The sequence below is a fragment of the Streptomyces sp. ADI95-16 genome (assembly GCF_003721495.1).
In the GTDB taxonomy this organism is placed as follows: Bacteria; Actinomycetota; Actinomycetes; order Streptomycetales; family Streptomycetaceae; genus Streptomyces; species Streptomyces goshikiensis.
Map to the genome: position 1 here is coordinate 2429929 of NZ_CP033581.1, position 18765 is coordinate 2448693.

The window sequence follows — 18765 nt, forward strand, 5'->3', positions numbered from 1 at the left end:
CACATCGTGGTGCCTTGCCCTGGGACTATTAGAGCTGACCGCCGACGAAGACGGTGAGGTCGACCAGACGGTTGGAGTAGCCCCACTCGTTGTCGTACCAGCCGACGACCTTCACCTGCGTACCGTCCTGAACCATGGTCAGGGAGGAGTCGAAGGTGCAGGAGGCCGGCCAGTTCACGATGTCGGAGGAGACGATCGCGTCCTCGGTGTAGTCGAGGATGCCCTTGAGCTGGCCCTCAGCGGCCTTCTGGAAGGCGGCGTTGATCTCTTCCTTGGTGGTCTCGCGGGAGAGCTCCAGGACGAGGTCGGTGACCGAGCCGGTCGGGACCGGGACGCGCATCGCGATGCCGTCCAGCTTGCCCTTGAGCTGCGGGAGGACCAGCGCGGTGGCCTTGGCGGCACCCGTGGAGGTCGGGATGATGTTCTCGGCGGCGGCGCGGGCACGACGCAGGTCCGAGTGCGGGAAGTCCAGGATCCGCTGGTCGTTCGTGTACGCGTGGACCGTGGTCATCATGCCCTTGACGATGCCGAAGTTCTCGTCGAGGACCTTGGCCATCGGCGCCACGCAGTTGGTGGTGCACGAAGCGTTGGAGATGACGTGGTGGTTGGCCGCGTCGTACTTGTCCTGGTTGACGCCCATCACGATCGTGATGTCCTCGTCCTTGGCCGGAGCCGAGATGAGGACCTTCTTCGCGCCCGCGGCGATGTGCTTCGCGGCGTCGGCCTTCTTGGTGAAGATGCCGGTCGACTCGATGACGATGTCCGCGCCCAGCTCGCCCCAGGGGAGGTTCGCGGGGTCGCGCTCGGCGAACGTCTTGAACGTCTTGCCGTCGACGGTGATGGTGTCGTCGGTGTGGGAGACCTCGGCCTTGAGGCGACCCAGGATGGTGTCGTACTTGAGCAGGTGAACCAGGGTGGCGTTGTCAGTCAGGTCGTTGACACCGACGATCTCGATGTCCGCTCCCTGCTCCAGGAGCGCCCGGAAATAGTTGCGGCCAATTCGGCCAAAACCGTTGATGCCTACGCGGATCGTCACGAACCGATCTCCTCGTATGTGCGCCGGTAAGTCCGCCGGCGAGCTGTATGGGATGTCCCCGACCGCTTACGACCCTACCTCTCCGTGAGCTTCGGAGTGACATCGGTCGAGGCCTGACACTCCCCCGACTGCCTGGGGGGACTCCGCGACGCCCTGTACCAATCGCTCCGGCACCGGGCGCCCGGAATTCGGGCCCCGTCACGCACCGTGAGGGGTGACGGGGCTCGTGCTCAGCGGTTCAGCGAACGAAGGGCCTTACCGACGAGTACGGCTCGATCCGCCGCTGCCGGCACGTGTTCCAGGCCGAAGCCGAGCAGAACCGTGTGACGCGTTGTGATGGCCGCGTAGGACTTGAACAGCTCCGCGGAGCGGGACCAATCCCCGGGAATCTCAGGACTTCCGGCCGGTGCGCCCTGCGCGGTCCAGGTCCCGAGGGAGGTCTCGAAGCCCTCGGCGGTCTGGTCGGTGCCGCCGACGGACAGCCGCGCCTCGTCCGCGAAGACCCCGCGGCCGCCGGAGCCCGGGTCGGTGATGGAGGACAGGGACACCTCCACCTTCTTGCCCGCGTACGCGCTCAGGTCGAAGGCGACCTGCTTCCAGCCGCCGGAGGATCCGGTGAAGCTGTTCCACGTACCGCTGGTGCCCTGCGCGGTGCAGCCGCCGGCGCCCAGCGTGAGGTAGCTGCGCAGGAACGGGTGGCCGTTGATGAAGTACCCGGCCGCGCAGTCCTCCGGGACGGCGGAGCTGCTCAGGCCGCCCGCGTCGGGCAGCGTGGTCCAGTCCCCGGCCCCCGTGGTGTGGGCCTCCAGGACGGCGTGGTCGTAGCCCTCCTCGGTGTTCCAGTTCAGGGCCATCTTCAGCTGCGGCTTGTCGGCGGCGCTGACCCCGGTCAGGTCGATCGTCCGGACCAGTCGCTTCCAGTCGCTGTCCGTGTGGACGGCCGCGGCCATCCCGGCGCCGGCGAAGGGGGCGTACGGATTCACGACCCCGGCGTACTGGCCCGCCTGCGCGCTCTTGAACTGCGGGAACTGCGCGGCGGCGAGGGTGTCGGAGGTGGCCGTGTAGGAGCCGGGGGCGTTCAGCGGGTTGTCCGCCGCGTCCCCGAGACCGCCCTTGGCGCCGTTCAGGGCGCCCGCGCCGGTGAAGCCGGTGGCCCCCTTGGCGCTCGCGCGGCCGTAGGCGCCGAGGTAGTACTGGCTGAAGTCGTTGGTGACGGCCCGGCCGACCTGGGCGTTGCCGCCCGCCAGCTCACCGGCCTCGATCAGCTTTCCGCCCTCGTTGAGGAAGTCCCGTACGGCGAGCTGGGTTTCGCCGCCGGGGGCCTTGGCGCCGGTGTAGTGGACGGCTGTGCCGAAGTGCGAGAGCACCCCGAGGTGGTGCGGGACGCCCTGGACGGCCACGTCCCAGACGGCCGCGGACGTGCCGTTGGCGCGCAGGGCGTCGACGTACTCCTTGGCGTGCACGGCCTTGGCGCCCTCCTCGGCGATCACCAGGACGTCCGCGCGCGGCCGCTCGGCCACCTTGTACGTGAAGTGCTCGCTGGAGACCTGCTTGTCGGAGCGGTCGAGGCCGGTGAACCACACCTCGACCGAGTCACCCGGCTTGGCGCCGTCCACCTTGGCCCGGTACTCGTCGAACCAGTTGTTGTCCTCGCCGCCGTAGACGTCGCCGCCCTTCCAGGCCCTCAGTCCGTCGTCGTGCGTACGGCCGCCGTTGATCCGGAACTTGAGCTGCTTGTCGCGCAGCGCCTTTCGGGCGGTGACCGAGACCGTCTGGTCCTCGCCCTTGGCCACGTAGGAGGTGGTGAACGGGTCGAGCGTGAATTCGGCGGCGCTCAGGCCGACCGAGGACTTCGGCTGGTCCGGGCGCGCGGCGCTCTCGCCGACGGACAGCGCGAAGGCGACGTTCTTGGCGAACTCCGCCTGGATGAGCTTCTCGTCGTCCGGGAAGTTGAACCCGGAGGCGCAGTCCTCGGGCTTCCACCGGTCGTCCGGGTCGGCGGCGGAGGCCGTCTGGCAGGTGGTCATCTCCGGCGTGAACATCATGACGCCGTTGACGTTGGCGGCGTGGCCGTCGGCCTCGCCGTTGGTGGTGTAGAGCTCGGAGGAGATCTGCGGGTAGTAGCCCGGGATCGCGGAGTTCTCCGGGGTTCCGGCGAGCGCCTTGTAGGCCGCGTCGTCGGGGGTGGGGGTGGCCACCTGCCAGCCCACGCCGTAGAGCAGCAGCTCGGAGGCGGAGTGGTAGTTGATGGCGTACGTGAAGCCGATGCGCTTCTCGAACGCGTCGAGGGCGGTGGTCTCGGGCTCGGAGGACGCCTTGGTGCCCCGGTAGGTCTCGCTCGCCGGGGTCGGGGAGGAACCCTCGTTGTCGTAGCCCCACTTGTAGGCGAAGTTGCGGTTGAGGTCGACGCCGTCGCCGGAGGTGATCTTGCCGTCGCCGTTGTTGTCGCGCAGGTTCTTGCGCCAGAGCCGCTCGCCGTCGGGGGCGTGGGTGTAGTCGTACCCGTCGGGGTTGGCGGAGATCAGGAACCACAGCTCGGTGGAGTCCACCAGCTGGGTGATCCGCTGGTCCTTGCCGTAGTTGTCCAGGGTGTGGTGCATCAGCCGCCGGGTCATCTCGGGGGTGATCCACTCACGGGCGTGCTGGTTGGACATGTACAGCACGGACGGCTTCTCGCCGTCGCGGGTCTTCTTCGCGTTCTTGGTGACCTTGAGGGCGAGGATGTCCTTGCCCTGGACGGTCTTGCCGATGGAGACGACCTTGGTGAGGCCGGGGTTCTCCTGGGCGGTCCGCAGGATCTCCTCCTGGAGGCCGCCCTTGCCGCTGTACGGGCGGAAGACCCCGTCTCCGGCGGCCTCGGTACGGGCCGCGGCTTTGGCGGGAACCCTGCGCTCGGCGAGCTTGACGCCCTGGGCGGCGAGGTCCTTGGCCTGGCCCGCGGTGAGGAAGAGCTCCACCTTGGCGGTCCCGGTCCGCGGGGCCCGCTCGGAGAGCTCGTGGGCGTCCTGGCCGGCGGCGAGGACGAGCGGGACCTGTTCGCCGGTGATGTCGGCGTCGTAGACCCGCACCTCGTCGGCGTCGGGCGCCGCCGTGGTCGGGGGCTGGGCCTGGGCCTGGGCCTGGGCCGTGACGGGAAGAGCGGCCAGTGTGGTTCCGAAGACGAGTGCGCTTGCGGCGAGGATCGATCTCGCGCGGTGCCTCATGTGCCCCCCTGGGCGTCGTCTGCCACCAAAGCGTTCGCCGACAGGCTCACGATCAGCCCATGCTCATGTCAATGGGGCATGCCGAAAGGGGCCCGCACGAGTGATCGCGCGGGCCCCTGTCCGGCGTACGACGGCCGGCCGGTGAGCGGGCTCAGCCGGCCATGTTGTCGGCCAGCTCCTCGCTGAGGTCGAGGTTCGACTCGGTGCCGGGGATGCCGAGGTCCTGCGCCCGCTTGTCGGCCATGGCCAGCAGCCGGCGGATCCGGCCCGCGACCGCGTCCTTGGTCAGCGGCGGGTCCGCGAGCGCGCCCAGCTCCTCCAGGGAGGCCTGCTTGTGCTCCATGCGCAGCCGGCCCGCCGCGGCGAGGTGCTCGGGGACCTCCTCGCCGAGGATCTCCAGCGCGCGCTGGACGCGGGCTCCGGCGGCCACCGCGGCCCGCGCCGAGCGGCGCAGGTTGGCGTCGTCGAAGTTGGCCAGGCGGTTGGCGGTGGCGCGGACCTCGCGCCGCATCCGCCGCTCCTCCCAGGCCAGCACCGACTCGTGCGCGCCGAGCCGGGTCAGCAGGGCGCCGATCGCGTCTCCGTCGCGGACCACGACCCGGTCCACGCCGCGCACCTCGCGCGCCTTGGCGGCGATGGAGAGCCTGCGGGCGGCGCCCACCAGGGCCAGGGCGGCCTCCGGACCGGGGCAGGTCACCTCCAGCGAGGAAGACCGGCCCGGCTCGGTGAGCGAGCCGTGGGCCAGGAAGGCGCCGCGCCAGGCCGCCTCGGCATCGCAGGTGGCCCCGGAGACCACCTGCGGGGGAAGGCCCCGGATCGGGCGGCCACGGCCGTCCACGAGCCCCGTCTGGCGCGCCAGCTGGTCACCGCCCGCCACGACCCGGACCACGTACCGGCTGCCGCGGCGCAGTCCGCCGGGCGCCATCACCACCAGGTCCGAGGAGTGGCCGAAGATCTCCAGGATGTCCTTGCGCAGGCGCCGGGCCGCGATCCCGGTGTCCAGCTCCGCCTCGATGACGATGCGGCCGCTCACCAGGTGGAGGCCGCCCGCGAACCGAAGAATCGCCGAGACCTCAGCCTTCCTGCAGCAGGTCCGGGTGACGGGGAGGCGGGAAATCTCATCCTTCACCGCGGGCGTCATCGCCATGGGCCGATCCTTCCATGCATCCGAAAAATACGGTCGTACGCGGCGGCCAGCAGCTCCGGATCGTGCTTCGGAGAGCCGTCCTGCCTGGCCACGGGCGCCAGCTCGACCGCGGCACCGAACCGTTTCGCGGCATCGGCGAGGGACTCGCGGTCGGGCACGGCGGCCTCGTCGGCCAGCACCACGTCCAGGGCGAGTTTAGGGGCGTGTCGGGCCAAAACCTCCAAATGACGCTGCGGAGAGAAGCCTTCTGTTTCGCCGGGCTGCGGCGCGAGGTTCAACGAGAGGACCCGCCGGGCCTTCGTCACCATCAGCGCGTCGAGCAGTTCCGGCACCAGCAGGTGCGGGATCACGGAGGAGAACCAGGACCCCGGTCCGAGCACCACCCAGTCCGCGTCGAGGACGGCCGCGACCGCCTCCGGCACGGCCGGCGGGTCGCTGGGCACCACCTGTACGGAGAGCACCTCTCCGGGGGTCAGCGCCACGGTCGCCTGCCCCCGTACGGTGTCCACGTCCTCCGGGCGCGCCGGATCATGGCCCTTGACCAGGGCCTGGAGCTCCAGCGGCACGGCGGACATGGGCAGCACCCGGCCCTGCGCGCCGAGCAGCTTGCCGACCAGGTCGAGGGCCTGGACGGGGTCCCCCAGCTGTTCCCACAGGGCGACGATCAGCAGGTTGCCGACCGCGTGCTCGTGCAGGTCGCCGGCGGACTGGAAGCGGTGCTGGATGACGCGGGCCCAGGTCTGGCCCCAGTCGTCGTCCCCGCACAGCGCGGCCAGCGCCTTGCGCAGGTCGCCGGGCGGCAGCACGCCGAGCTCTTCCCGGAGCCGGCCGCTGGAGCCGCCGTCGTCGGCGACGGTGACCACGGCCGTGAGGTCACCGGTGATCCGGCGCAGGGCGGTGAGGGAGGCCGAGAGGCCCTGTCCACCGCCGAGCGCCACCACCTTGGGCGTCGCGCCGCGGCGACGGCCGGTGCGGGCGCCGCCGTCCTCGCCCCGGCCCGAAGTGAGCCGGCGCAGACGGCGCAGCCGCAGGGTGCGTCCGGTCACTCGCGCCCCATGTCCCGGTGTACGACGACGGTCTCGACTCCCTCGGAGGCAAGGCGGGCGGCGAGCTTCTCGGACATGGCGACACTGCGGTGCTTCCCGCCGGTGCAGCCGACCGCGATGGTCACGTACCGCTTGCCCTCGCGGCGGTAGCCGGTGGCGATGAGCTGGAGCAGCTCGGTGTAGCGATCGAGGAACTCCTTGGCGCCGGGCTGGCTGAAGACGTACCCCGACACCTCCGGGTTGAGCCCGGTGAAGGGGCGCAGCTCGGGGACCCAGTGGGGGTTGGGGATGAAGCGGCAGTCGACGACGAGGTCGGCGTCGACGGGGAGGCCGTACTTGTAGCCGAAGGACATGACGGTGGCCCGCAGCTCGGGCTCCTCGTCGCCCGCGAACTGGGCGTCCATCTTGGCGCGCAGCTCGTGCACGTTGAGGCTGGAGGTGTCGATCACCAGGTCGGCGTCACCGCGCAGCTCGCGCAGCAGGTCGCGCTCGGCGGCGATGCCGTCGACGATGCGGCCGTCGCCCTGGAGCGGGTGCGGGCGGCGGACCGACTCGAAGCGGCGGACCAGCGCGTCGTCCGAGGACTCCAGGAAGACGATGCGCCGGGTGACCCCGCGCGACTCCAGGTCGGAGAGGGACTCGCGCAGGGCGTCGAAGAACTGGCGGCCGCGGACGTCGACGACGACGGCGATGCGCGCCACGTTGCCCTGGGAACGGGCGCCCAGCTCCACCATGGTGGGGATGAGGGCCGGCGGCAGGTTGTCGACGACGAACCAGCCCAGGTCCTCCAGGCACTTGGCCGCCGTACTGCGGCCGGCTCCGGACATGCCGGAGATGATCACCAGCTCGGGGATGGCCGCCTCGGCGGCCCCGCCGGGCTCCACTGTCGTGCCCGTACTCACCTGTGCTCCGTCTCGGTCGTGCGCTGCGTCTGGGTCGTGCGCTGTCTCGTGCTCGTTCATTGCCCGGTCCCCCGTTCGAACGATGTTCCCGCGTGCGCGGGCGTCTCATCCTCAATGATCTCGCCTGTCGCCGTATTGACGGCAGGGCCGGCGGGGACCGCCCCGGCGAGGGCCGCGGCCAGGGTCTCGGCCGTCTTGCGGCCTATGCCCGGCACCTCGCAGATCTGGTCGATTGTCGCCTGTCTCAGCTTCTTCACCGAACCGAAGTGCTTCAGCAGGGCCTGCTTGCGGCTCTCGCCGAGGCCGGGCACCTCGTCGAGCGGCCCGGACCTCAGCCGCTTGCCCCGCTTGCTGCGCTGGTACTGGATGGCGAAGCGGTGGGCTTCGTCACGGACCCGCTGGAGCAGGTAGAGGCCCTCGCTGGTGCGGGGCAGCACGACCGGGTCGTCCTCGCCGGGCAGCCAGACCTCCTCCAGCCGCTTGGCCAGGCCGCACACGGCGACGTCATCGACGCCGAGCTCCTCCAGGGCCCGCTTGGCGGCCGCGACCTGGGGCTGTCCGCCGTCGACGACGACGAGCTGCGGCGGGTACGCGAAGCGCTTCGGGCGGCCGTCGTCCTCGGTGAGGGGGTCCTCCCCCTCCTCGGGGGACCACTCGCCCGTCTTGAGCTTCTCCTGGAGGTAGCGGCGGAAGCGCCGGGAGACCACCTCGTGCATGGAGCGGACGTCGTCCTGCCCCTCGAAGGACTTGATCTGGAAGCGCCGGTACTCGCTCTTGCGGGCCAGCCCGTCCTCGAAGACGACCATGGACGCCACGACGTCGTCGCCCTGGAGGTGCGAGATGTCGAAGCACTCGATGCGCAGCGGGGCGCTGTCCAGCTCCAGGGCCTCGGCGATCTCCTCCAGGGCCCGGGAGCGGGTGGTGAGGTCGCTCGCGCGCTTCGTCTTGTGCAGGGCCAGGGACTGCTGGGCGTTGCGGTGGACGGTCTCCATGAGGGACTTCTTGTCGCCGCGCTGTGGAATGCGCAGGCTGACCTGGGCGCCGCGGCGCTCTGCGAGCCACTGGCTCAGCGCGGGCGTGTCCTCGGGGAGCGCCGGGACCAGCACCTCCTTGGGGACGGCCTCGCCCTTCTCCTCCCCGTACAGCTGCTGGAGCGCGTGCTCGACGAGGCCGGCCGTGTCGACCGCCTCGACCTTGTCGGTGACCCAGCCGCGCTGGCCGCGGACCCGGCCGCCGCGCACGTGGAAGATCTGCACGGCCGCTTCGAGCTCGTCCTCCGCGACCGCGATCAGGTCGGCGTCGGTGGCGTCGGCGAGCACGACGGCGTTCTTCTCCATGGCCCGGCGCAGCGCCCCTATGTCGTCGCGCAGCCGGGCGGCCTTCTCGTACTCCATCTCCTCGGCGGCCTCGTGCATCCGCTGTTCGAGGCGGGAGAGGTAGGTGCCGGTGCGGCCGGCCATGAAGTCGCAGAAGTCCTCGGCGAGTTCGCGGTGCTCCTCGGGGGTGACCCGGCCGACGCAGGGCGCGGAGCACTTTCCGATGTAGCCGAGCAGGCAGGGCCGGCCGATCTGGGCGGACCGCTTGAACACCCCGGCGGAGCAGGTCCGTACCGGGAAGACCCGCAGCATCAGGTCGACGGTCTCGCGGATCGCCCAGGCGTGCCCGTAGGGGCCGAAGTAGCGCACGCCCTTCTTCTTGGGGCCGCGCATGACCTGGACCCGGGGGTACTCCTCGTTCATCGTGACGGCGAGGGAGGGGTAGCTCTTGTCGTCCCGGTACTTGACGTTGAACCGGGGGTCGTACTCCTTGATCCAGGAGTATTCGAGCTGGAGCGCCTCGACCTCGGTGGAGACGACGGTCCACTCGACGGAGGCGGCCGTCGTCACCATGGTGGCGGTGCGGGGGTGCAGGCTCGCCACGTCCTGGAAGTAGTTGGCCAGGCGCTGGCGCAGGCTCTTGGCCTTCCCGACGTAGATCACCCGGCGGTGCTCGTCGCGGAACCGGTAGACCCCCGGCGAGTCGGGGATCTGGCCCGGCTTGGGGCGGTAGCTGGAAGGGTCGGCCATGCCATCCACCCTACTTGCGGCCTCCGACAACGGGGCCGCACCACAGCCCCCGACTCCCCCGCCCCTCCAGCCCCGCCGGCCCCGCCGGCCCCGCCCGCGCTTGAGGCGCGGGTCCGGCACCCCTTCCAGCCGTGCCGGCGTTTGAGGCGCGGGTCGGGCACCCCCCGCCAGCCCCGCCGGCGTTTCAGGCGCGGGTCGGGCACCCCCCTCCAGCCCCGCCGGCGTTTGAGGCGCGGGTCCGGGCAGCGCCCGGGGAACGGTGGAAGGGCGGGGTGGGGTGGGCCCCACGGGGTCCGGCCGCCTGGCGGACGGCCGGCGGGCCCGCGGGGCCCACCCCGGACTCAGCCGGACCGCCGCGCCCGCGCCACGGCGCCGGCGCCGACCACCAGCACCCCGGCCAGCACCCCCGCCCCCGCGGCCAGCGGAACGGCGGGTCCGGGCCCGGCGCTCAACGGGACGGCGCCGCCGGCCCCGGCGGAGCCCGCCTCGGCCGAGTACCCCCCGGCCTTGCCGGACTTCGCGTACGCCGACCCCGGCAACTTGTCCCCGTACGCCCGAACCACCCGCTCGCGGTACGCGGCGAGGCTGACCCCGCCCCCCACCGCCCGCCCCGCGTCCTCGTCCAGCGGCAGCACCCGCCCGCCCCCGGCGACGTACCACGCGTCGATCTGCGGCTCGCGGAACACCACCCCCCCCGGGGAGTTTCTCCGCGCCGAGCGACGCGTAGCGGAACTCGTCGTCTCCGGTCGCGATGTTCACGACCTGCCAGCCGGCCCCGGTCTTCGCCGTCCACAGCGCGGCCCGCTGTCCGTCCGAGGCCACCGCCTTGCTGGCGAGGAACTCCAGCCGGGCGACGGGCGCGCCCGGCTTCCCCGCCACGAAGTCCGGGGAGAGGTAGTGCACCGGTATCGCCTCCCCCTCCACCCGCGGCCGCGCGGCGGCGGCCGCGACCTTGCCCTCGCGGGCGAAGAACCGGGACAGCGTGGCCAGGGTCCCGGGGGCGGCGGCGGCCCGCGCGGCCTCGGCCCTGATCTCCGCGGTGGCCACCGGGGGCTGCGGCACGGCAGCCGCGGGTGCCTCGGCGGCGGCCGCCGCCCGCGGGGCCAGTACCAGGACGGCCGTCGCGGCCAGGACGGCGGCGGAGCAGGCGCGCTCGTTCATGGCGGTCACGCCCCGATCCGGTGGAGCGAGTGGGTCCAGGAGAAGGTGCCGTTGTCCACGTACCAGGCGTGCGAGGCCCAGTTGTAGCGGTCGCTGGAGGGCCAGGGGTCGCCCCAGTACACCCAGCTGTCGGCGGTGTCGTACCCGTAGAGGACGTGCATGTGGCCGCCGCCGCCCGACCACTGGATCCGCGTCTCGACCGGCCGGTCGGCGTTGATCTCGCCCTGGACGGTCGGGTAGCGCAGCCAGCCGGTGACGTACGAGCCGGAGTTGACGCCGGCCCAGTTCAGGGCGGTCTGGACGTTGCCGAGGGTGGCCTGGTTGTTGGGGCAGTCGGGGCCCTGCGGGCGGTTGAAGGCGGCGTTGCAGAACTGGTTCTGCGTGTAGTTCCGGCCGAACCAGGTGGCGATGGTGTTGCCGCCGGCCGCCCAGCACCAGTTGGTCTTCTGCTGCGCCTGCATCGTGATGTTCAGGCGCTTGGAGGACAGTGCGGTGTCCGTGCCGGCGTCGGCGGCGGTCGCCGTGCCGGTGGTCGGCGCGAGGAGCAGGGTGGTGAGTAACGCGGCCAGGGAAAGCCGCCGGTGGGGATTGCGCATCGCGTTCCTCCCGAGGTGGGGAGAGTGGGGGTGGAGGAGCGCGTCCGGACGCTGCTGAGGAGCATCAGGCAGTTGTCGCGGGCAGGTCAACAGGCTTCAATACGCGGTGACCTTGCGGTGTGAACGGTGGGGCCGTGATGTGAACGGCAGCCGTCCTGTCACCTGGACCCCGGGCGTCACCGGCGCAGCCTTCCGCCCCACCGTGCGTGAATGTTCACAGGAGGTGCCGCCATGCGGTCGACCGGGGACACGGCACGGCAGCTCCCCCAGCTCCTGCGCGCCGGGCCCTTCCACGCCGCCCTGCGCGCCGCGCTCGCCGCCCGCGGGCTGCCCTTGCACCGCGTACAGCAACGGCTCGCGGCCCTCGGCATCAAGGTCGGCGTGACCAGCCTCAGTTACTGGCAGCAGGGCGCCCGGCGGCCGCGCCGCCCCGAGTCCCTGAGGGCCGTACGGGCGCTGGAGCAGATCCTCGAACTCCCCGGGGGAACCCTGCTGCGGCTGCTGGCCGCCCCGGAGGATCCCGCGCCCGGTACGCCGCGCCCGCCGGCCCGCTCTTACCGGGCGCTGGTCAGCGTGGGCGCCTCGGTCGAGGAGCTGCTGGCCGGTCTGGAACTGCCCGCCGACGGCGGCCTGCACACCGTCGGCCATCACGAGCGGGTCCGGATCGGGGCGGGCGGCGAGCTGCTGGGGCGCGCCTCTCAGCACGTCGTACGGGCCCACCGCGACGGCGTCGACCGGTACCTCGCCGTCCACCACGGCGACCCGGGCTGCGATCCGGCCCGGGTGCGGGTGCGGGCGCTGGAGAACTGCCGGACCGGGCGCGTGCGGTGGCACCGGGAGGCCGAGGTGCTGGTCGCCGAGCTGCTCTTCGACGCCAGGCTGCGCGCGGGGGACACGTACGTCTTCGGCTACGGCTTCGAGGACGGCACCGGCGGCCGCTGTACGGAGTACGTGCGCGGCTTCAGCTACAGCGGCGGGCAGTACGTGCTCCAGGTCCGCTTCGACGAGGCGGCGCTGCCGGTGCGCTGCCGGCGCTTCAGCCGGAGCGGCCCCGGGGCGCCGCGCGGCGGGCTCGCCGACCTCACCCCGAGCGGGCGGCACCGGGCGGTGCACCTGGTGGAGCCGGGGGTGCGGCGCGGACTGCTGGGGATCGCCTGGGACTGGGAGTGAAGCGGGCGGGCGGGCGCACCCCGCCGGCACCCCCGGCGGGAGGGGCTCAGCCCGCGATGAGCTTGCCGCCCTCGGCCCTGACCGGGACGGCGGGCAGCGGGTCGGTGGCCGGGCCGCGCAGCACCTTGCCGGTGGCCGCGTCGAAGCGGCTGCCGTGGCAGGGGCAGGTGCCCTCCCCCTCGACGATCTTGTCGAGGACGCATCCGGCGTGCGTGCACTGCGCGCTGAACGCCTTGTACTGGCCCTCCGCCGGGCAGCTGACGATCAGCTTCCGCTCGCGGTACAGCTTGGCGCCGCCGACCGGGACCTCGGTCGCGGCCCCGAGCTCCACCGGCTCGGCCGGGACCGCCGGGGAGCCCGCGCCGCTGTTGCCCTCGGTGGAGCACGCCGCGAGGCTCAGCCCGGCTCCGGCGGCCCCGGCAAGGGCGGCGGCGCCCTTGAGCACGGTACGGCGGGCTGCGGACTGCGACGCGGACATGCGGATCTCCTGGCGGGACGGTTCGGTTCGGCCCACCCGACGATACCGGCGCCCGATGGGGTAGCTTCCCCCGCGTGATCGTCGTCGGTGGAGAAGCCCTGATCGACCTGGTGCCCGCGGCGGCGCCGCCCGGCGCGCTGCTGCCCCGGCCGGGCGGCGGCCCGTACAACACCGCGCTCGCGCTGGGCCGGCTCGGCGCGCGGGTGGCGTTCTGCTCCCGCGTCTCGACGGACGGCTTCGGCGAGAGCCTGCTGGCCGGGCTGCGGGCGGCCGGGGTGGACCTGTCGCTGGTCCAGCGCGGGCCGGAGCCGACCACGCTGGCCGTGCCCTCCCTGGCCCCGGACGGCTCGGCCGCGTACGGCTTCTACGTGGAGGGCACGGCGGACCGGCTGTTCACGCTGCCGCCCGCGCTGCCGGCCGGCGTACGGGCGCTCGGGCTCGGCACCTGCTCGCTCGTGCTGGAGCCGGGGGCCAGTGCCTACGAGGCCCTGCTGCGCCGGGAGTCGCGGCGCGGGCTGCTGACCCTGCTCGACCCGAACGTCCGGCCGGCGCTGATCGCGGATCCGGCGGGGTACCGGGCGCGGTTCGAGGGCTGGCTGCCGTACGTCTCGGTGCTCAAGCTGTCGGAGGACGACGCGGCCTGGCTCGGCGGGCGGGTCCGCGACTGGCTGGCGGCGGGCCCGTCGGCGGTGGTGCTCACCCGCGGCTCCGAGGGGCTGACGGTGTGGACCCGGGAGGGCGCGGAGCACTCGGTGCCGGCCCGCCGGGTCACGGTGGCGGACACCATCGGCGCGGGCGACACGGTGGGCGCGGCGCTCCTGCACCGCCTGGCGGGGCACCGGGCCGGGCCCGTGGACTGGCCCGGGGTGCTGGCGTACGCCGCCCACACGGCGGCGCTGACCTGCACCCGGGCGGGCGCCGAGCCGCCCTACGCGGCCGAGCTCTGACGCCTCAGCGGGCGACGGCGGGCGCGACTCCTCGACCGGGCGGACCACGTCGGCGCCGCCCCCGGAAGCGCGGGGTGAGGCAGCCTCCACCGCTCCCCGGGGAACGGTGCAAGCGCGGGGGGGGTGCCCCTATGGGTTTGGTCAAGGTGATGGGGCGGGTTGTGGTTCGTAGAAGGTGCCGTCTCGGAGCATGGCGAACAGGACGTCGGCTCGTCGTCGGGCGAGGCAGAGGAGGGCTTGGGTGTGGTGCTTGCCCTGGCTGATCTTCTTGTCGTAGTAGGCCCGGGATCGTGGGTCGGCGAGGGCGGCGAAAGCGGAGAGGAAGAAGGCCCGTTTGAGCTGCTTGTTTCCTCTCCGGGAGGGTTGTTCGCCGCGGATGGAGGAGCCGGAGCTGCGGGTCGTTGGGGCGAGGCCGGCGTAGGCGGCGAGGTGGGCGGCGGAAGGGAAGCTGGATCCGTCGCCGACGTCGATGAGGATGCGGGCTCCGGTCCTGACGCCGATCCCCGGCATGGACGTCAGGACCTTGGAAAGAGGGTGGTTCTCCAGCAGTTCCTCGATCCGAGCGGCGAGGAGTTTTCGCTGGTCAAGCACTGCCTGGAGAGAGTTGGCGAGGCTGGGAACAATCAATGTGGCCGCGTCCGTGCCCGGGACGATGACGGTCTGCTCGTCCAGAGCCGTGAAGATGTCGTCGACGAGACGCTCCGCCATCCGCGGGGCCTTCGGACGTATCAGCGTCACGAGCCGACGGCGTCCGGCCTTGCGGATCTGGGCCGGGGATCCGAACTGGTTGAGGAGCTTGAGCACGGCCGGGTGCTGGACTCGTGGGCCCAGGACCCGTTCCAGGGACGGGTGGATCTGCGTGAGAAGGCCCCGCAGGCGGTTGCTGATCCTCGTCGCTTCGCCGGCCAGGTCGTCGTCGAAGCCGACGATCATCTCGAGCTCGGCGATGGTCTCTTCTTCGCGGTCGACCGAGCGGAGAGTGTGGGGCATGACGCGGGCTGCGTCCGCGATGACGAACGCGTCGCGGGCATCGGTCTTGGCCTCGCCCGGATAGAGATCGGCGATCCGCCTCATCGTCAGCCCCGGCAGATAGGCCACCGGGCAGCCCATGTCCCGGGCCACTGCCAGTGGCAGAGCTCCGATCGAGGCCGGCTGGTCCACGACCACCAGCACGGTTCCGTGCTTGGCCTGCAGTTTCCCGAATACCTCGCGGAGCTTGGGTTCGCTGTTGGGCATCCGTTTGTCGAAGGCCTTCTTCCCGGCCGGGGTGACGGCGGTGGCGTGGTGTTCGCCCTTGCCGACGTCCAGGCCTAGGAAGGCGCCGATGCCGCTGATTTCGATCACGTGCATCCTCCGGTCGTCCCCGTCGCCCGGCCGTCCCACGGCACCGATCGCCACATCCACATTACGAAGAGCCTCCCGACCTGCGGAAAGGCCGGTGGTCATGCCCCTAATCAGCGGTCTGTCGATGCCTCCGGAGCCGGTGACACCACCCCCCAAGCCATGCGATCGACAGGGGGAGAAAGTCATGCCAACTCCGGAGGCCGGGCGCCCCATTGCGGGGCAACCAAAACGGTAATGGGGGGGGCAGCCTCCACGGCGCCCGGGATCCGAGGCGGCGCCCCGACGCCCGGCGGGGGCCGGGGCAGAGCCCCGAGGAACGATGCAAGCGCGGGGTGGGGCAGGCTCCGCCCGCAGGGCCAGCCCCGGGCACGGCCCCCAGGAAGCCCCCGGCGGCACCCCCGGGCGGCGACCCCCGGGGTCCGGGCCCCCGGGGGCGACCCCCCGGGGGGTGCGGACCCCGGGCGGCCCGGGGCCCGCGTGCCCCCACACGACCCGCGGCAGCGGTCAGGCCTTGCGGGCCCGCGCCGTCGCCGTCTTCTTCACCGTCGCCGTCTTCTTCGCCGCGGCCGCCTTCTTCGCCGGCGCCGCGGTCTTCTTCGCGGCGGCCTTCTTCCGCGCCGCAGGCACCGGCACCGGCACCGGCGCCGCCTCCAGCACCCGGTCCGCCCCCAGGATGTCCCGCAGGAACTTGCCGGTGTGGCTCGTGCCCACCGACGCGACCTGCTCCGGCGTGCCCTCGGCGACGACGAGGCCGCCCCCGTAACCACCCTCCGGGCCCATGTCGATGACCCAGTCCGCGGTCTTGATGACATCCAGGTTGTGCTCGATGACGATCACCGAGTTCCCCTTGTCCACCAGCCCCGACAGCACCTTGATCAGCTTCGAGATGTCCTCGAAGTGCAGACCCGTCGTCGGCTCGTCCAGCACGTACACCGTCCGCCCCGTCGACCGCTTCTGCAGCTCCGACGCCAGCTTCACGCGCTGCGCCTCACCACCCGACAGCGTCGGCGCCGACTGCCCGAGCCGCACGTACCCCAGCCCGACCTCGTTCAGCGTCCGCAGGTGCCGCGCGATCGTCGGCACCGCCTCGAAGAAGTCCAGCGCCTCCTCGATCGGCATGTTCAGGACTTCCGCGATGGACTTGCCCTTGTAGTGGACCTCCAGCGTCTCCCGGTTGTACCGGTCGCCGTGGCACACCTCGCACGGGACGTACACGTCCGGCAGGAAGTTCATCTCGATCTTGATCGTGCCGTCGCCGGAGCAGTTCTCGCACCGGCCGCCCTTCACGTTGAAGGAGAAGCGGCCCGGCAGGTAGCCGCGCACCTTCGCCTCCATCGTCTCGGCGAACAGCCTGCGCACGTGGTCGAAGACGCCCGTGTACGTGGCCGGGTTGGACCGCGGCGTCCGCCCGATGGGCGACTGGTCGACATGCACGACCTTGTCGACCAGGTCGTCGCCGTCCACCCGCGTGTGCCGCCCCGGCACCGACCGGGCGCCGTTCAGCTCGCGCGCCAGGTGGGTGTACAGGATGTCGTTGACCAGGGTCGACTTGCCGGACCCCGAGACACCCGTGACCGCCGTGAGCACGCCCAGCGGGAACGACACGTCGATGTCCTGGAGGTTGTTCTCCCGGGCGCCATGGACGGTCAGCTTCCGCTCCCCGTTCACCGGCCGCCGGACATCCGGGATCGCGATCGATCGCTTGCCCGACAGGTACTGGCCCGTCATCGACTCGGGGTTCTTCAGCAGCTCCTTCAGCGAACCGCTGTGCACCACCTTGCCGCCGTGCTCACCGGCACCGGGGCCGATGTCCACGACCCAGTCGGCCACCTTGATGGTGTCCTCGTCGTGCTCGACGACGATCAGGGTGTTGCCCATGTCCCGCAGCCGCACCAGCGTCTCGATCAGCCGGTGGTTGTCGCGCTGGTGCAGGCCGATGGAGGGCTCGTCCAGTACGTACAGCACACCGACCAGGCCGGAGCCGATCTGCGTGGCCAGCCGGATGCGCTGCGCCTCGCCGCCCGACAGGGTACCGGCGGCGCGGTTCAGCGAGAGGTAGTCCAGACCGACGTCCACGAGGAAGCGGAGCCGCTCGTTGACCTCCTTCAGGACCCGCTCGGCGATCTTCTTGTCGCGGGCGTCGAGCTTGAGCCGCCCCAGGAAGTCCGCGCACTCGCTGATCGACATGGCGGCGACCTCGGCGATGGACCGCTCCATCACCGTGACCGCGAGCACGATCGGCTTGAGCCGGGTGCCCTCACAGGTCGGGCACGGCACCTCGCGCATGTAGCCCTCGAAGCGCTCGCGGCTGGCGTCGCTCTCCGACTCCGAGTGCCGCCGCTTGACGAACGGCACGGCGCCCTCGAAGGCCGTCGTGTACGCCCGCTCCCGCCCGTACCGGTTGCGGTAGCGGACCTCGATCTGCGTCTTGTGCCCGTACAGCAGGGCCTTGCGCGCGCGCAGCGGCAGCCCCGCCCAGGGGATGTCCGTACGGAAGCCCAGCTCTCCGGCGAGCGCGCCGATCAGCCGCTGGAAGTAGTCCTTGGTGTGGCCGAGGGACCACGGCGAGACCGCCCCCTCGTCCAGGGACTTGTCCTCATCCGGAATGATCAGTTCCGGGTCCACCTCCATGCGCGTGCCGATGCCGGTGCACTCGGGGCAGGCGCCGAAGGGCGAGTTGAAGGAGAAGGAGCGCGGCTCCAGCTCCTCGAAGGACAGGTCGTCGTACGGGCAGTAGAGGTGCTCGGAGAACATCCGCTCACGCTCGGGGTCGTCCTCGGCGAGGTCGACGAAGTCCAGGATCACCATGCCGCCGGAGAGCCCGAGCGCGGTCTCCACCGAGTCGGTGAGGCGGCGCTTGGCGCTGTCCTTGACGGTGAGGCGGTCGATGACCACCTCGATGGTGTGCTTCTCCTGCTTCTTCAGCGTGGGCGGCTCGGAGAGCTGGATGGTCTCCCCGTCCACCCGCGCCCGGCTGTAACCCTTGGTCTGGAGGTCGGCGAAGAGGTCGACGAACTCGCCCTTGCGCTCGCGCACCAGCGGCGAGAGCACCTGGAAGCGGCTGCCCTCGGGCAGCGCGAGCACCTTGTCGACGATCGCCTGCGGCGACTGCCGCGAGATCGGGCGGCGGCACTCGGGGCAGTGCGGCTTGCCGATGCGGGCGAAGAGCAGGCGGAGGTAGTCGTAGACCTCGGTGATGGTGCCCACGGTGGAGCGCGGGTTGCGCGAGGTCGACTTCTGGTCGATCGAGACGGCCGGCGAGAGGCCCTCGATGAAGTCGACATCGGGCTTGTCCATCTGCCCGAGGAACTGACGGGCGTACGACGAGAGCGACTCGACGTAGCGGCGCTGACCCTCGGCGAAGATCGTGTCGAAGGCCAGGGAGGACTTGCCCGACCCGGAGAGTCCGGTGAAGACGATGAGCGAGTCGCGGGGCAGGTCGAGCGAGACGTTCTTGAGGTTGTGCTCGCGAGCGCCACGAACGATGAGACGGTCGGTCACGCCAGTCCGCACCTTTCTTGAGAGAGCGGGGGCACGGGGCCCCCGTCCCAGGGTATGGGGGGCGCCTCTGCGATGGAGTGTGGTGAGTGGACTTCCGAGCGTATAGCACGCACATTCGATTTACGGCACTGCGCAGACCGCTTCACCCGATCGTGTGGCGGAAGCCCC

At 71.7% G+C, this 18765-nt stretch carries 12 protein-coding genes and 1 pseudogene; 2 read left to right on the forward strand and 11 right to left on the reverse strand.

The window, feature by feature from the left end:
- Window positions 1–28: 28 nt before the first annotated feature.
- The 8 genes and pseudogenes from gap to EES41_RS10595 form a co-directional block, all read right to left on the reverse strand.
- Window positions 29–1036: a type I glyceraldehyde-3-phosphate dehydrogenase gene (gene gap, locus EES41_RS10560; RefSeq protein ID WP_008741072.1), complete on the reverse strand. Its 1008-nt coding sequence runs from the start codon at window positions 1034–1036 to the stop codon at window positions 29–31.
- A gap of 230 nt (window positions 1037–1266) precedes the next feature.
- Complete coding sequence (locus EES41_RS10565) at window positions 1267–4239, reverse strand: M14 family metallopeptidase (RefSeq protein ID WP_123077535.1); 2973 nt, start codon at window positions 4237–4239, stop codon at window positions 1267–1269.
- Between the two features lie 151 nt (window positions 4240–4390).
- Window positions 4391–5386, reverse strand: a complete 996-nt coding sequence (whiA, locus tag EES41_RS10570) for a DNA-binding protein WhiA (protein ID WP_037792880.1) — start codon at window positions 5384–5386, stop codon at window positions 4391–4393.
- Entirely contained in the window at window positions 5377–6411 is a 1035-nt protein-coding gene (gene yvcK, locus EES41_RS10575; protein ID WP_229895387.1) for a uridine diphosphate-N-acetylglucosamine-binding protein YvcK, read from the reverse strand. The genes whiA and yvcK overlap by 10 nt, the downstream gene beginning before the upstream one ends.
- A 17-nt stretch (window positions 6412–6428) precedes the next feature.
- A complete protein-coding gene (gene rapZ, locus EES41_RS10580) occupies window positions 6429–7394 on the reverse strand; it encodes an RNase adapter RapZ (protein ID WP_123077537.1) in 966 nt (321 codons plus the stop codon).
- Window positions 7391–9400: an excinuclease ABC subunit UvrC gene (gene uvrC / locus EES41_RS10585; RefSeq protein WP_123077539.1), complete on the reverse strand. Its 2010-nt coding sequence runs from the start codon at window positions 9398–9400 to the stop codon at window positions 7391–7393. Before uvrC ends, rapZ begins: the two co-directional genes overlap by 4 nt.
- A gap of 341 nt (window positions 9401–9741) precedes the next feature.
- Window positions 9742–10678: pseudogene (locus EES41_RS10590) on the reverse strand (hypothetical protein).
- Window positions 10567–11157: a papain-like cysteine protease family protein gene (locus tag EES41_RS10595; protein ID WP_123077541.1), complete on the reverse strand. Its 591-nt coding sequence runs from the start codon at window positions 11155–11157 to the stop codon at window positions 10567–10569. The pseudogene EES41_RS10590 and the gene EES41_RS10595 overlap by 112 nt, the downstream one beginning before the upstream one ends.
- Window positions 11158–11388: 231 nt before the next feature.
- Here EES41_RS10595 and EES41_RS10600 point away from each other — a divergent pair, with 231 nt between their 5' ends.
- Window positions 11389–12327, forward strand: a complete 939-nt coding sequence (locus EES41_RS10600) for a hypothetical protein (RefSeq protein ID WP_123077543.1) — start codon at window positions 11389–11391, stop codon at window positions 12325–12327.
- Between the two features lie 46 nt (window positions 12328–12373).
- Here the strand turns inward: EES41_RS10600 and EES41_RS10605 are convergent, their stop codons facing one another.
- Window positions 12374–12805, reverse strand: a complete 432-nt coding sequence (locus tag EES41_RS10605; RefSeq protein ID WP_123077545.1) for a Rieske (2Fe-2S) protein — start codon at window positions 12803–12805, stop codon at window positions 12374–12376.
- 74 nt (window positions 12806–12879) lie between these two features.
- Between EES41_RS10605 and EES41_RS10610 the strand changes: the two genes are divergently transcribed.
- Window positions 12880–13752 carry a carbohydrate kinase gene (locus EES41_RS10610; protein WP_123077547.1) on the forward strand — a complete coding sequence of 291 codons (873 nt, stop codon included), beginning with the start codon at window positions 12880–12882 and terminating at the stop codon, window positions 13750–13752.
- A 141-nt stretch (window positions 13753–13893) separates the two neighbouring features.
- Here EES41_RS10610 and EES41_RS10615 read toward each other — a convergent pair whose 3' ends face one another.
- The gene (locus EES41_RS10615) at window positions 13894–15102 is read right to left on the reverse strand and encodes an IS110 family transposase (RefSeq protein WP_164495729.1); all 1209 of its coding nucleotides are present in this window, start codon (window positions 15100–15102) and stop codon (window positions 13894–13896) included.
- Between the two features lie 498 nt (window positions 15103–15600).
- The gene (uvrA, locus tag EES41_RS10620) at window positions 15601–18597 is read right to left on the reverse strand and encodes an excinuclease ABC subunit UvrA (RefSeq protein ID WP_123077549.1); all 2997 of its coding nucleotides are present in this window, start codon (window positions 18595–18597) and stop codon (window positions 15601–15603) included.
- Window positions 18598–18765 lie beyond the last annotated feature (168 nt).

Excerpts from the sequence above, each read along its gene's own strand:
- EES41_RS10600 (WP_123077543.1), top strand. The coding sequence starts at position 11,389 with ATGCGGTCGACCGGGGACACGGCACGGCAGCTCCCCCAGCTCCTGCGC.
- whiA (WP_037792880.1), bottom strand. The coding sequence starts at position 5,386 with ATGGCGATGACGCCCGCGGTGAAGGATGAGATTTCCCGCCTCCCCGTC.
- EES41_RS10615 (WP_164495729.1), bottom strand. The coding sequence starts at position 15,102 with ATGCACGTGATCGAAATCAGCGGCATCGGCGCCTTCCTAGGCCTGGAC.
- EES41_RS10605 (WP_123077545.1), bottom strand. The coding sequence starts at position 12,805 with ATGTCCGCGTCGCAGTCCGCAGCCCGCCGTACCGTGCTCAAGGGCGCC.
- uvrC (WP_123077539.1), bottom strand. The coding sequence starts at position 9,400 with ATGGCCGACCCTTCCAGCTACCGCCCCAAGCCGGGCCAGATCCCCGAC.
- EES41_RS10595 (WP_123077541.1), bottom strand. The coding sequence starts at position 11,157 with ATGCGCAATCCCCACCGGCGGCTTTCCCTGGCCGCGTTACTCACCACC.
- rapZ (WP_123077537.1), bottom strand. The coding sequence starts at position 7,394 with ATGAACGAGCACGAGACAGCGCACGACCCAGACGCAGCGCACGACCGA.
- EES41_RS10565 (WP_123077535.1), bottom strand. The coding sequence starts at position 4,239 with ATGAGGCACCGCGCGAGATCGATCCTCGCCGCAAGCGCACTCGTCTTC.